This is a genomic window from Streptomyces sp. NPDC091416 (genome assembly GCF_044756845.1).
Classification (GTDB): Bacteria; Actinomycetota; Actinomycetes; order Streptomycetales; family Streptomycetaceae; genus Streptomyces.
Window position 1 is genome coordinate 454,113 of the sequence record NZ_JBIVTU010000006.1, and the last position, 13,552, is coordinate 467,664.

At 70.7% G+C, this 13,552-nt stretch carries 9 protein-coding genes, 4 tRNA genes and 1 pseudogene; 7 read left to right on the forward strand and 7 right to left on the reverse strand.

The genetic code is table 11. The features are described 5' to 3' along the window. Nucleotides 1–135: 135 nt before the first annotated feature. Complete coding sequence (locus ACIQMX_RS20915; RefSeq protein ID WP_363066702.1) at nt 136–981, forward strand: hypothetical protein; 846 nt, start codon at nt 136–138, stop codon at nt 979–981. 524 nt (nt 982–1,505) lie between these two features. Continuing rightward, complete coding sequence (gene bldC, locus ACIQMX_RS20920) at nt 1,506–1,712, forward strand: developmental transcriptional regulator BldC (protein WP_003949541.1); 207 nt, start codon at nt 1,506–1,508, stop codon at nt 1,710–1,712. A 514-nt stretch (nt 1,713–2,226) separates the two neighbouring features. Here bldC and ACIQMX_RS20925 read toward each other — a convergent pair. The 3 genes from ACIQMX_RS20925 to hrpA form a co-directional block, all read right to left on the reverse strand. Continuing rightward, nucleotides 2,227–3,360, reverse strand: coding sequence for a DUF6274 family protein (locus ACIQMX_RS20925; protein WP_402480072.1), 1,134 nt, complete (start codon nt 3,358–3,360; stop codon nt 2,227–2,229). A gap of 138 nt (nt 3,361–3,498) precedes the next feature. Next, nucleotides 3,499–3,573 (reverse strand) — tRNA-Asp (locus ACIQMX_RS20930). A 115-nt stretch (nt 3,574–3,688) separates the two neighbouring features. Then, complete coding sequence (hrpA, locus tag ACIQMX_RS20935; protein ID WP_402480075.1) at nt 3,689–7,609, reverse strand: ATP-dependent RNA helicase HrpA; 3,921 nt, start codon at nt 7,607–7,609, stop codon at nt 3,689–3,691. Between the two features lie 158 nt (nt 7,610–7,767). On the opposite strand from hrpA, the gene ACIQMX_RS20940 reads away from it, so the two are divergent. The 3 genes and pseudogenes from ACIQMX_RS20940 to ACIQMX_RS20950 all read left to right on the forward strand — a co-directional run bounded on the left by ACIQMX_RS20940 (nt 7,768) and on the right by ACIQMX_RS20950 (nt 10,016). Further along, entirely contained in the window at nt 7,768–8,163 is a 396-nt protein-coding gene (locus ACIQMX_RS20940) for a hypothetical protein (protein ID WP_402480077.1), read from the forward strand. Nucleotides 8,164–8,229: 66 nt separating this feature from the next. Continuing rightward, nucleotides 8,230–9,015, forward strand: a pseudogene (locus ACIQMX_RS20945) (DsbA family protein); the annotation flags it as partial. A gap of 134 nt (nt 9,016–9,149) precedes the next feature. Continuing rightward, nucleotides 9,150–10,016 (forward strand): cytochrome c biogenesis CcdA family protein, encoded by an 867-nt coding sequence (locus ACIQMX_RS20950; RefSeq protein ID WP_363066698.1) that lies wholly within the window; start codon nt 9,150–9,152, stop codon nt 10,014–10,016. A gap of 38 nt (nt 10,017–10,054) precedes the next feature. On the opposite strand, the gene ACIQMX_RS20955 is transcribed toward ACIQMX_RS20950, so the two are convergent. The 4 genes from ACIQMX_RS20955 to ACIQMX_RS20970 form a co-directional block, all read right to left on the reverse strand. Beyond that, nucleotides 10,055–10,131: transfer RNA gene (locus ACIQMX_RS20955), tRNA-Phe, on the reverse strand. A 22-nt stretch (nt 10,132–10,153) separates the two neighbouring features. Continuing rightward, nucleotides 10,154–10,228, reverse strand: a tRNA-Asp gene (locus ACIQMX_RS20960). A 36-nt stretch (nt 10,229–10,264) separates the two neighbouring features. Further along, nucleotides 10,265–10,337, reverse strand: a tRNA-Glu gene (locus tag ACIQMX_RS20965). 177 nt (nt 10,338–10,514) lie between these two features. After that, nucleotides 10,515–12,074: a metallophosphoesterase gene (locus ACIQMX_RS20970; protein WP_402480079.1), complete on the reverse strand. Its 1,560-nt coding sequence runs from the start codon at nt 12,072–12,074 to the stop codon at nt 10,515–10,517. A gap of 85 nt (nt 12,075–12,159) precedes the next feature. On the opposite strand from ACIQMX_RS20970, the gene ACIQMX_RS20975 reads away from it, so the two are divergent. Together ACIQMX_RS20975 and ACIQMX_RS20980 are read left to right on the forward strand one after the other, a co-directional pair. After that, nucleotides 12,160–12,510, forward strand: coding sequence for a metallopeptidase family protein (locus ACIQMX_RS20975; RefSeq protein WP_206309567.1), 351 nt, complete (start codon nt 12,160–12,162; stop codon nt 12,508–12,510). Nucleotides 12,511–12,856: 346 nt separating this feature from the next. Next, nucleotides 12,857–13,432, forward strand: a complete 576-nt coding sequence (locus tag ACIQMX_RS20980) for a hypothetical protein (RefSeq protein ID WP_363066696.1) — start codon at nt 12,857–12,859, stop codon at nt 13,430–13,432. The last annotated feature ends 120 nt before the right edge of the window (nt 13,433–13,552 follow it).

Here is a 13,552-nt window from a genome sequence, read left to right on the forward strand (position 1 = left end):
TGAAGGTGGGGAAGGCCCGGACGGCCCGGCACGGCCGGTCCGTCCGGGCAAGAGCGTAAGTCCTCGGCGGGCGTAGATCTGTTCCAGTGCCGAGGATCACCCCCTACAGGAGTACGGGCGTGACACGATCGCTGCATGTCGGTGGTGTCTTCGGTGCTCGTCCCATACGCGTCCTACCTCCGGGTGTACGAGCCACTGGCGGCCTTCCCGGCGGCCGAACGTGCTCACTGGGCCCGCTATGCGGGCCGCAGGCGGATCCCCACGGCTCAGGACGAACTGCGCCGTTCCCTGGCGGACTTGGCGGCGACCCCTCCGGTGGGCGTGCCGGCGCACGAGAGCGCCGACGCCTTCGTCGCCGAGCTGGACGGTGTCATGTGCGTCTGCCCGTGGCGGACGCGGCTGCGCGGGTGGCTGGCGCTGGACGGGCTGACGGACATGTTTCCCGGCGCGGTGCTCGACGCGGTGCTGCCACCGGTGGTGCGCGGGCAGGCCGTCGCCGACCACGAGCGGTGGGCGGAGCGCAATCCGGACGCGCGGCCCTGGATCCGGACGGCGGTGTGGCAGGTTCCGGTGCGGTGGTTCGTCCTGTTCTCGGACGAGGAGCGTGAGTACCTGGAGGCGGGGGAGGACGGTGAGCCGCCCCTGCTGCGGTACCGGACGCCGATGGTCCAGGCGCGGCGGAGGCTGGCGCGGGGGCTGAAGACGCTGCGGGAGTCCATGGACGACGGTCCGCTGACCGAAGGGCTGGTGGACGTCGGGCGGTGGCTCGAGGAGTTCCATCCGCGCGCGCTCGTGGAGCTGGACTACGGAGGGCTGGTGCACGCCCTGCCGGCGAAGCAGCTCGCGGCGGACCGGAGCGCGGCCGACGTGGCCGAGGGCATCGCGGCGCTGGGCGCCGGGGACGCCGAGCGGGCGAGCGAGGCCTATGCGCGTCTCGCGGAGCGCTGGCGGGCCGTGAGGGACCGCCAGTTCGCGAACTGACGGCCGAACTGACGAGCCATGAACCTGTGACCTGTGTGACACGTGAGGGTGAAGAGGCGGAACGGTATCTCAGTGGTCTCGGGACCTACGTCCCGAACCGGGCCTTTGCCTCAAGCGTGATGGATAGCACTTACGGGGCCCTTGCGTCCTTCCCTACTCCTCGTGCCAAAATAGGACAAGGAGTCCGGGGAGGGCTCCTTCCGTCCAAGTAAGGGCGGAATGCTCTGCATTGCACTCTATGGGGGGTCTGATGACTCCTGATCGCTCTGTGACTGATCGTCACGGTGGTGTGACTGTCCGCTATGGCATGGTCCATCGGCTTCCGTCGCTGATGAACACCTGGGAGGGCAATTCCATCGGTTTGGCCGACGTGGCTGGACGGATGGTGTAGTTGTAGTGCCGAGGACAAGCCGTTCGTCCTATAACCGACTCGGCCCGCGTCCGCCATTTCGGGCAACGCGGGTCAAGGTGCAGAATTTAGAGGAAAGAACCGAGATGGTTCGGTTCTCCCGAGGAGGCCGCTCATGACCGCTCGCACCCCTGATGCCGAGCCGCTGCTGACCCCGGCTGAGGTTGCCACGATGTTCCGCGTGGACCCGAAGACGGTTACCCGTTGGGCCAAGGCAGGCAAGCTCACGTCCATCCGCACGCTCGGTGGACATCGCCGGTACCGCGAGGCAGAGGTCCGCGCACTGCTTGCGGGTATTCCGCAGCAGCGCAGCGAGGCCTGACATACCCCTGTCGCCGCGTCACAACTGGGCTTTTGGGTCCCCCAACCCGCATAGCCCACCTATAGCTCCATATGACGGGCGCCCGCCCCAACGGGCGCCATACCTGTGCCATACGGGTTTCGTCATGAGATCGCGCTGGACTCCGCCGGGTCCAGCGCGATCTTTTTTGTGCGCGCGGCCGGCCGGGAATCCCTCGTCGTCACCCAGGCTCCTGTCCCCGATCCGCCACTGGAAACCGGGCGTCCGGTTGGCTCCCGACGGGTCCCTTGTGTGCGTTCCCGGCCCCGTACGAGGTGTTGCGCCTCGCCTTCCCCGGGGTCGGGTGCGGGCCGAGCGGGGGACTCTGTGGAGGACTCCCACTGAGTGGTGCAATTGCACATATTAAATTCGCCAGTTGTAGGAAGGGTGTAAAGGTACCCCTTCTGAAAACTGATTCGGTGACACCCGTCACATCGCATGAGTCTTGCCAACTACGAGCCTGCCACTGTTAGGGAGCGTAGGGCCACGCCATTGGTCACGCGGCGGGAGGACTTTCGTCCTCCGCCCACCCGGGGCCGCGCCGCCCGTAGGGGCCCGGATCGCCACCGCCGTGGCCCGGATCGCCACCTCCGGGCGACGCCGTGCCGCGTGCGCGGACGAGGCGGATGGGCGCCCGGGCGGAGGCGGGCCGGCTCGCGAGGGCGCGAGGGTCGGTGTCCGGCACCGCGGAGTGGTCCGAGTCCGGCTCCGTGGCGAGCGGTGGAGCCGGATTCGGCCTTGCCGTGGATGACGGCCCCGCCCCCGCCCCTGCCCCCGGCCTCATCGCGCGCGACGGCCCCGCTCCCGGCCTCGTCACAGGCTGCGCGGTCTGTTCCGGCGCTCCGGAAGGCATCACATGCACTCCGGTCTGTTCCGGTGGCTGGAGCGGCTCAGGGGCCGCCACGGCCGCCCAGGCCGTTCCGGGCGGTCCCGGGCTCGTCAGGGGCGCAACTGCCGCGCCTGAGGGGCCAGGGTCCTGCCCTGGGCCGGCGCCAGGGCACGGCTGGGAGACCCGGACCGGCTCCCGCGCACCGAGGCTCGTTTGAGCCCCTTGAGCCCCTTGAGCCCCCTGAGCCCCCTGAGGCGTCAGAGCCGCCGCCAGGCCCGCCTCGGGCAGCCCGGAGCCCGCCACGGCCTCCGGGGCCGTGTGCGTCGCCCCGGAGGCCGTCAGGGGCTCCATGGCGAGCCTCAGCAGCCGTGCGCAGACCGCGCAGTGCCGGGTGAGGTGTCGATAGCCGGAGGCCGCTGCCAAGTGGGCGCGCAGCAGGGCCCGGATCTCGTGCCGGGGCGTCCGCCTGCACACCGGCGCAGGGGCCGGGCCCGAGGCCTGTGCCGGGGCGGGGCGCGAGGCCTGTGCCGGGGCCGGGCCCAAGGTCTGTGCCGGGATTGGGTACGAAACCTGTTCCGGGGCCGGGCCCAAGACCTGCGCCGGGCCCGAAGCCTGCGCCGGAACCGACTCACCGTCTCCGGAGTGAACCGGCTCACGCACTCCGGCGGGGTCCGGTTCAAGCGCTGACGCGCGCACCGGCTCACGCGCTCCGGAGCGGTCCGGTTCAAGCGCTGACGCGCGCACCGGCTCACGGTCTCCGGAGCCGTCCGGAGGGGAGTTCTCGCTCGTGGATGCCGCCATCCGCGCCACCTCCCGGTGGATGCGCGCCGCCCCTCCCGGAAAACCAGGGACAGCCCTTGGTTCTGAGTACTCGTCGGCGGACACCGGAGTCAAGACGCGCGAAAGCCCGGATCCAGAGGATCCGGGCTTTCGTTACTGCGGTCCTGACGGGATTTGAACCCGCGGCCTCCACCTTGACAGGGTGGCGAGCACTCCAAACTGCTCCACAGGACCAGGTTTTCGCGGCTGCCTTGCGGCTGGCTGCGAAGACAGACTGTACAGGAGGTCGGAGGGTGCGGTCGACCTCACTCCTGGTGGCGGGGCCGTTACGCACCCTCCGCCGGTCGCCCTACGGGGCAGCGGCGTCGATCGCCTTCACGATCCGCTTGTCGGAGACGGGGAACGCGGTGCCCAGGGCGTGCGCGAAGTAGCTGACCCGCAGCTCCTCGATCATCCAGCGGATGTCCAGGACCTCCTGCGGAACGGGCCTGCCCTGCGGCAGTTGCTCCAGCAGCCAGGCGTACTCGTCCTGCATCTCGTGGACCTTCTCCATGCGCGTGGTGTCGCGCTGGACGTTCGTCGGCATCTGCTGGAGCCGGCGGTCCTCGGCGACCAGGTAGCGCATCAGGTCGGGCAGCCTGCGCAGCCCGGTCAGGGTGACGAACCCGGACGGCACGAGACGGGCCAGGTGCTCCCGTACGTCCGTGACGTTGTTGATCAGGACCAGGCTGTTGGTGGACTTCAGCCGGCGCTCGCAGGCCTGCCAGGCGGCCAGGATCTGCTGGACCTGGCCGATCGTGCGGACGGTCAGGTCCACCAGGTCGGCGCGCACCTTGTCGTACAGCTTCCGGAACGACGCCTCGTCCCAGGCCGGGCCGCCGTGTGCGGCGATCAGCCGGTCGGCGGCCGCCGTCGCGCAGTCGTCGAAGAGCGCCTGGATGGAGCCGTGCGGATTGCGCGACAGGGCCAGCTTCTGCTGGTTGGTCAGCTTGTCCGAGGCGAACTTCGCCGGGTTCACCGGGATGTTCAGCAGGATCAGCTTCCGCGTACCGCGCCACATCGCCTGCTGTTGCTCGGCCTCCGTGTCGAAGAGGCGTACGGCCACCTTCTCGCCCTGGTCGACGAGGGCCGGGAAGGCCTTGACCGGCTGTCCCGCCCGCCGCGTCTCGAAGACGCGGTCCAGCGTGCCGATCGTCCAGTCCGTGAGCCCCGAACGCTCGATGGACTCGCCCGACGGCCCCGCGGTCGCCGCGGCGGCCTTGGAGAGGGCCTGACGGGCCTTGGGGCGCAGCTGGACCCGCAGCGCCTCCAGGTCCTTGTCCTCGGCGACCTTGCGGCGCCGCTCGTCGACGACCCGGAAGGTGATCTTCAGGTGGTCGGGGACGCGGCTCAGGTCGAAGTCGTCCGCGGTGACCGGGACGCCGACCATCCGCTGGAGCTCACGCGCCAGCGTCACCGGCAGCGGCTCCTGGAGCGGCACGGCACGGTCCAGGAACTTGTCCGCGTAGTTCGGTGCGGGCACGTAGTGCCGGCGGATCGGCTTGGGCAGGGAACGGATCAGCTCGGTGACCACTTCCTCGCGGAGGCCCGGGATCTGCCAGTCGAAGCCGTCGGACGTGACCTGGTTGAGCACCTGGAGCGGGATGTGGACGGTCACACCGTCGGCGTCCGCGCCGGGCTCGAACTGGTACGTCACGCGGAACTTGAGCTTCCCCTGCCGCCAGGAGTCCGGGTAGTCGTCCTTGGTGACGGCCCCGGCCTTCTCGTTGATGAGCATCGAGCGCTCGAAGTCCAGCGCGTCCGGCTCGTCCTTGCGCTTGTGCTTCCACCACGAGTCGAAGTGCGCACCCGAGACGACGTGCTCGGGGATCCGCTGGTCGTAGAAGTCGAAGAGCGTCTCGTCGTCCACGAGGATGTCGCGGCGCCGGGCTCGGTGCTCCAACTCCTCGACCTCGCCGAGGAGTTTGCGGTTGTCGTGGAAGAACTGGTGGTGCGTGCGCCAGTCACCCTCGACCAGGGCGTTGCGGATGAAGAGGTCCCGCGAGGCCTCCTGGTCGATCCGGCCGAAATTCACCTTGCGCTGGGCCACGATGGGCACGCCGTACAGCGTGACCCGCTCGTACGCCATCACCGCCGCCTGGTCCTTCTCCCAGTGCGGCTCGCTGTAGGTGCGCTTCAGCAGGTGCTGGGCCAGCGGTTCGATCCACTCGGGCTCGACCCGGGCGTTGACCCGCGCCCACAGCCGGGACGTCTCGACCAGCTCGGCCGACATCACGAACCGCGGCTGCTTCTTGAAGAGCGCCGAACCGGGGAAGATCGCGAACTTGGCGCTGCGGGCGCCCAGGTACTCGTTCTTCTCGGTGTCCTTCAGCCCGATGTGCGACAGCAGACCGGCGAGCAGCGAGGTGTGCACCGACTGCTCGGGGGCGTCGTCCTCGTTGAGCTCGATGCCCATCTGCTTGGCGACCGTACGCAGCTGCGCGTAGATGTCCTGCCACTCGCGGATGCGCAGGAAGTTCAGGTACTCCTGCTTGCACATCCGGCGGAAGCTGGAGGAGCCGCGCTCCTTCTGCTGCTCGCGGATGTAGCGCCACAGGTTCAGGAACGCCAGGAAGTCCGACGTCTCGTCCTTGAACCGGGCGTGGTTCTGATCGGCCTGCGTCTGCTTCTCGGACGGCCGCTCGCGCGGGTCCTGGATGGAGAGCGCGGCGGCGATGACCATGACCTCGCGGACGCAGCCGTTCCGGTCTGCCTCGATGACCATCCGGGCCAGCCGCGGGTCCACCGGCAGCTGCGAGAGCTTGCGGCCCAGCGGGGTGAGCCGCTTCTTGGGATCCTTCTCCTCCGGATCCAGCGCGCCCAGCTCCTGGAGGAGCTGCACGCCGTCGCGGATGTTGCGGTGGTCCGGCGGGTCGATGAAGGGGAACTTCTCGATGTCGCCGAGACCGGCGGCGGTCATCTGGAGGATGACGGAGGCCAGGTTCGTACGGAGGATCTCCGGGTCGGTGAACTCCGGGCGGGTCAGGAAGTCGTCCTCGGAGTACAGCCGGATGCAGATGCCGTCCGACGTACGGCCGCAGCGGCCCTTGCGCTGGTTGGCGCTGGCCTGCGAGATCCGCTCGATCGGCAGCCGCTGGACCTTGGTGCGGTGGCTGTAGCGGGAGATGCGGGCGTTGCCCGGGTCGATCACGTACTTGATGCCGGGAACGGTCAGCGAGGTCTCGGCGACGTTCGTCGCGAGGACGACCCTGCGTCCGGTGTGGCGCTGGAACACGCGGTGCTGCTCGGCGTGCGACAGGCGCGCGTAGAGGGGGAGTACCTCGGTATGTCTGAGGTTGCGTTTGCCCAGCGCGTCCGCCGTGTCGCGGATCTCGCGCTCGCCGGAGAGGAAGACCAGGACATCGCCGGGACCCTCCGTCTGGAGCTCGTCGACGGCATCGCAGATCGCGGTGATCTGGTCACGGTCGGCGTCGTCGCTGTCCTCTTCGAGGAGCGGGCGGTAGCGCACTTCCACGGGGTACGTACGTCCGCTGACCTCGACGATCGGCGCCTCGCCGAAGTGGCGGGCGAAGCGCTCCGGGTCGATGGTCGCCGAGGTGATGACGACCTTCAGATCCGGGCGCTTGGGCAGCAGCCGGGCCAGATAGCCGAGCAGGAAGTCGATGTTCAGCGACCGCTCGTGGGCCTCGTCGATGATGATCGTGTCGTACGCGAGCAGCTCGCGGTCCGTCTGGATCTCGGCGAGCAGGATGCCGTCCGTCATCAGCTTGACGAAGGTCGCGTCCTGGTTGACCTGGTCGGTGAAGCGGACCTTCCAGCCCACCGCCTCGCCCAGCGGGGTCTTCAGCTCCTCGGCGATCCGCTCGGCCACCGTACGGGCCGCGATACGGCGCGGCTGGGTGTGCCCGATCATGCCGCGGACGCCACGTCCCAGCTCCATGCAGATCTTGGGGATCTGGGTGGTCTTGCCGGAGCCGGTCTCACCGGCGACGATCACGACCTGGTGGTCGCGTATCGCCTCCAGGATCTCGTCCTTCTTCTGGCTGACCGGCAGCTGTTCGGGGTACGAGAGGGCAGGCATCCGCCCGGCCCGCAGCGCGAGCCGCCCGGCTGCCTTCGTGGCCAGGGCCGCGATCTCGTCCAGCACGGCCTGCTGGGCCTCGGGCTTACGAATGCGGCGCGCGCCTTCGAGGCGGCGGCCGAGCCGGTGCGCGTCGCGGAGCGAGAGCTGCCCGAGCTGGGACTGGAGATCGGCAAAGGAAGTAGACATACGGGTCCCAGGATCTCACCCGGGCCCGAGGAACGGCGAACCTATTTCCCGCGGTCTCGGTCACCGGACCCTGACGACCGGGAACGCGGTGATCACAGCACGTACCATTCCGGACAGTCGATCTCTCTGCCGAGCCCCTGCCGGAAGGCCTGTCCGCCGTGTCCCGTTCGTCGTGGTGCTGCCTGGTGGCGGCCCTCGCTGTCGTCCTGGGGCTGTTCTGCGGGCCGGCGACGGCTTCCACGCCGGCACCTTCCACGCCGGCGCCCTCCACGTCGGCGCCTTCCGCGGGCCCGTCCGTGGCCGTGGCCGTGGCCGCGACCGCCGGGCAGGGAGAGGGTCTTCCCGGCTGTGGCAGGAAGGGCAAGCACGACGGCACCGAGCCGGCCGTTCCCGGGCGGGCCCGCGCGGCCCACGACCAGGCGCCGGGCCTCGCGGAATGGGGTCTGCCCGCCGCCACCGTGCCGGTGCCGGTGCGGCGGCCCGTGCCGATGACGCTGCGCGGACCCGACGCGGCCGCGCCGACCTCGGTGGAACTCTCCGTACTGAGGGTGTAGACGGCTGCCGTTTTCCGGCCGTCCCGTTCCATTCCTCCCTCTCGCACCACCAGCTCGGAGTTCCGCATGCCCACGTCCATGTCCAAGCCGCAGTCCCGCACCACCGGCAGGAAGCCGCTGATCTACGGTGCCGGGGTCGTCGTCGCAGCAGCACTGTTCGGATACGTGTCCTACCGCGCCACCGCCCCTGACGCGCCCGCCACCGGTTCCTCGTCCGTGGTGGCCGGTGTCACCGCCGACCCGGACGAGGGCGTCTACCCGGAGCTGGAGAAGCTCGCCCGGCGTGACGCCGGCGACAAGCTGGCGCTGGGCCGGGCCGACGCGCCCGTCGTCCTCATCGAGTACGCGGACTTCAAGTGCGGCTACTGCGGAAAGTTCGCCCGGGACACCGAACCGGCCCTGGTGAAGAAGTACGTCGACGCCGGCACGCTGCGGATCGAGTGGCGCAACTTCCCGATCTTCGGCGCCGACTCCGAGGCCGCCGCACGCGCCTCCTGGGCCGCCGGGCAGCAGAACCGCTTCTGGGAGTTCCATCGAGCCGCGTACGCCGAGGGAGCCAAGGAGAAGGGGTTCGGCAAGGACCGGCTGAAGGCCCTCGCCCGCCAGGCCGGCGTGCCCGACCTCGACCGCTTCGCCCGCGACGCCGAGGGTGCGGCGGCCGCGGCGGCCGTGAGCGAGGACCAGGAGCAGGGGTACGGAATCGGCGCGACGTCCACTCCGTCCTTCCTGGTCAACGGCCGCCCGATCGCCGGGGCGCAGCCTGCGGAGACCTTCACCCGGGCCATCGAGCAGGCGGCCGACCGGGCGAAGAACCTCGGCAACGCAGGCCCGGACACCAAGGACTCCGCCGGCCCGGGAGGCGAGGGAAGAGAGGGAAGCCCGGGAGGCGCGGGAGACTCTGGGCACTCCGCGTCCCCCGACCGTTCCGCGTCCCCCGAAGGATCCGCGTCCCCCGAAGGGTCCGCCTCCCCCGAAGGATCCGAGAAGTGACGGCGGACATCGGATACTTCGCGGCGTTCCTCGGCGGGCTGCTGGCCCTGCTCAGCCCGTGCAGCGCCCTGCTGCTGCCCGCCTTCTTCGCGTACTCCATCGACTCCGCCTCCCGGCTGCTCGCCCGGACCGGGATCTTCTATGCGGGCCTGGCCACCACCCTCGTCCCGCTCGGCGCCGCGGGCTCGTACGCCGGAAGGCTCTTCTACGGCCATCGGGACGCACTCGTGCTCGGCGCGGGCTGGCTGATCATCGGGCTCGGCGTCGCCCAGATCGTCGGAATGGGCTTCGCCTCGCGGCGGATCTCCGAGCTCAGCGGCCGGATCCGCCCCACGACCGCCCTGTCCGTCTACGCGCTCGGGGCCGTCTACGGCCTCGCCGGCTTCTGCGCGGGGCCGATTCTCGGCAGCGTCCTGACCGTCGCGGCCGTCAGCGGCAGCGCGGCGTACGGGGGGCTGCTGCTCGCCGTGTACGCGCTGGGCATGGCGGTGCCGCTGTTCCTGCTCGCGCTGCTCTGGGAGCGGTTCGATCTGGGCCGGCGGGCGTGGCTGCGCGGACGTGCGCTGCGGCTCGGCCGCTTCGAGCTGCACACCACGACGTTGCTGTCGGGCCTCTTCTTCGTCGGCCTCGGCGCGCTGTTCCTCGCGTACGACGGGACGACGGCGCTGCCCGGGCTGCTGGACGTGGACCAGTCGTTCGCCGTCGAGGAGTGGGCCCGGGGCATCGGCGAGCGCGTACCGGACGGGGTGCTGCTGGTGGCGGTGGTGGGTGTGGTGCTGCTGGTCCTCGCGGTGCGGTCCGGGCGGCGCCGGGGCCGGGCCGTCGTGGACGGCGCGAACACCGCCGAGCGGGAAGGCGCCTGACACGGCGAAGGCCCCGTCCATCGGACGGGGCCTTCGGGTGGTGGCTGGGGCCGGGATCGAACCGGCGACCTATCGCTTTTCAGGCGATCGCTCGTACCAACTGAGCTACCCAGCCACGCAGCTCACAAGGGCTGCAGCGGTCCTGACGGGATTTGAACCCGCGGCCTCCACCTTGACAGGGTGGCGAGCACTCCAAACTGCTCCACAGGACCAAGCTTTGTGCGACTAAGTGTCGCACAGGTTGTGCGTGCCCCCAACGGGATTCGAACCCGTGCTACCGCCTTGAAAGGGCGGCGTCCTGGGCCACTAGACGATGAGGGCAGAACTGCTGGTACAGCTTGCTTCCGCGTCTGTCGCCCGAAGGGAAAGTGAAGAAGCGTGTGACTCCGCTTCCCCTCAAGAGGTTCGGCTTCTCCTTCAACCTGTGAGGTTTCAGAACGGTCGAGCCCTGACCGGCGCCCTTGGGCACGTCGGAGACTGTACACGGGGCTTTCGGTGTCAGCCAAACCGAATAGGGGACGGTGTCGCGTCGGGCCTGCTCTCCTTGGGCAGATGGCGGCTGACCTCGGCGGTCGTCAGGCCGAGGCCGCCCAGGGTGATCTCGTCCCAGGCCTGCAGGCGCCGGGTGGATCGGTCCAGATAGAGCACCGACGCGAGCACCTGTTCCGGCTTCTCGTTCTGCACGGCACGAAGGCCGCCGCCGCCCGTGGAGCCCTCGACCATCAGCCGGGTGCCGTCCTTCATGACCTCGTTCTGCCGGTGGTGCACATGGCCGGCCAGGGCGAGGGGGACCAGTCCGTCCGTCTGCCTGACCGCCTCCGGCTCGTGGGCGACGGCGATGTCCGCCGGGGTGCCCGCCCGCCGCTGGTCGCGCAGCGCGGCGGCGAGCCGCAGGCCCGCCGCCCGCTCGACCCCCTCGGCCTGCTCGGGCCCCGTGCGGTCCGGGGTGAACTGCGGGTCCCCGATGCCGGCGACCCGCAGCCCGCCGACGGTCACCGCGCGACCCTCGTCCAGCACGTGCACGTTCTTGAAGCGCTTGTTCTTCTCCAGGTACCGCTGCGTCACGGCCGAGTCGTGGTTGCCGCGGACCCAGACGTAGGGCGCGCCCAGGTCGCTGATCGGATCGAGGAAGCTGTTCTCCACGGCCGCCCCGTGATCCATCGTGTCGCCGGAGTCGATGATCACGTCGATGTCGTACTGCTCGACGAGCGAGCCGATGATGTGCCACGCCGCGGGGTTGAGGTGGATGTCGGAGACGTGCAGGACGCGGAGCGTGGCGGGGTCCGGGCTGTACACGGGGAGCGTCGAGGTGGCGTCGTACAGCTTGGTGACGTTGGTGACCAGGCGGGCGAGTTCCTGCTGGTAGACGTCGAAGTCGGTGACGATCGAGCGGGCGTCGCCGACGACGGAGGGGGCGCTGGACAGCAGCCCGGAGAACTTCGGCTCCAGGACGGACTCCGGGTTCCAGGTGGCGTACGCCCCGACGCCCGAGGCGGTCAGCAGTGTGAGCGCCAGCCCGCCGGCGGCCAGGGCGCGCCGGGGCCTGCGGTAGACGGCGAGGCCGAGTGCGGTGGCTCCGGAGACGACCGCGACGCAGGAGCGCACGGCGAGCTCGCGCGCCCCGGCGGCGACGTCGTCACCGACCTCGGTCTCCAGCCCGGCCAGCCGTTCGGGGTGCTGGACCAGGGCCTCGGAGCGGACCGGGTCGAGGCGGTCGATGTCGACGTCCAGGCGGACCGGAGCGCGGTGCGAGTCCAGTTCCAGGGCGCCGAGCGGGGACACGTTGATCTTGGTGCCGCCACTGAGGGACGGCCGCAGGGTCATGGTCGTGTCCATCGGGCCCACGGGCGTACGGACGCTGCCGACGACCAGCAGCCCCAGCCAGGCGCCGAACAGCACGACGGCGACCAGGCCGAGCGCGCGGCGGTAAGGGTGCGGCGGGCCGCCGAGCGCGTCTCCGGGCGTGCTGCCGGTCCGGCTGCTGGAGCGCGGTCGTGGGCGGAGGCGGATGAGGTGCCGGACGCGGGCTGCTGCGGCACGGAACGGGTCGCGGGCCATTGGGCGCGTATGCCCCGGCGAGGAGTCCGCTATGCGCCTCCGTCGCACCAGGGCGCATCCGGCGGCCGTACGTGACAATGGCGGGGTGCTGGAGATGACGCGGGAAGCGTTCGAGGAACTGGTCGGCGAGGCGCTCGACCGGATCCCGCCGGAGCTCACCCGGCTGATGGACAACGTCGCGGTGTTCGTCGAGGACGAACCGGAATCCGATGATCCGGAACTGCTGGGGCTTTACGAGGGCACGCCGCTGACCGAGCGCGGTGAGTGGTACGCGGGGGTGCTGCCCGACCGGATCACGATCTACCGGGGGCCGACGCTGCGGATGTGCGAGTCGCGCGAGGACGTCGTGGCCGAGACGGAGATCACGGTCGTGCACGAGATCGCCCACCACTTCGGCATCGACGACGAGAGGCTGCACGCGCTCGGTTACGGGTGACGAGAGGCCGCTCGCGTGCGGCTAACGGGTGACGAGGGGCTGCACGCGCTCGGTTGCGGGTGGCGAGGGGCTGCACGCGTCCGGCTAACGGGTGACAAGAGGCTGCCCGCGTTCGGCCACGGGCGAGGAGAGGCCGCTCGCGCTCGGTTGCGGGTGGGGGCGGGGCCTCGCCGGAGGCCCGGGCGGCCCGGGCCTCCGGGTGGGATGCGGCACACCGTGAGGTGTGAATGAGGTGTGCGGGCCTGCCTCAGGGCGTGTCCCCGGCGGGGCGGCGGAAGTTGGGCACAGCGCTCCCGGCTCGTTTCCGTGTCACCTCGTCCTTCTTCGCGCCCCCGGAGGTACCCCCGTGCGCCAGTTGCCCGCTCCCGTCCGCTGGGCGGCCGTCACTGCGGTGACGATCGCCGCGTCCACCGGCTGCATGAGCATCGGCTCGGAGGGCGGGAAACCGGCGCCCTCCGGCTCCGCCGTACCGAAGGGATCGGTGGCCGAGCCGGAAGGAGCCACGGCGGCCGGGACCGGTCACGCCCGTACGGGGGGCGGCGCCGGGGCGCAGTCCGAGCGCAGGGCCGGCCGGTCCGCAGTCCCGAGCGCCGTCGTCACTCCTTCGGGCAGCCCCGGCGTGGAGCCCGGACGGCCCGGTCCCGCGAAGGGTGGCCACCCGCCGGTGCCGGCGTCCTCGGCGCCGGGGCCCGGGGTCCCCGAGCAGCCGGAACCGCCGGCCCCGTCCGACCCCGGCCCCGGCGCCCCGGAGAGCCCGCAGCCGCCGACCCCGCCGGAGCCCGAACCGGAGCCCTCGGAGCCCGAGCCGCCGGTCCCGTCGGCGTCACCGGCCGCTCAGCTCCGCCAGGGCGCGTCCGGCGCGCCCGACGCCCTGTACGCGCTGCGGACTCCGGAGGCGTCGCCGCAGGTGAGACCGGCCTGACGGGACCGCCGGACGGAGGCGGTTTGCGCAATGTGGGTGAGAGTGCGTATGGTGGTAGATCGTTTGATCCCATTGCCCGGCGCCGACACAGAAGAGCGCCGTGTGGCGCGTACTCTCCCT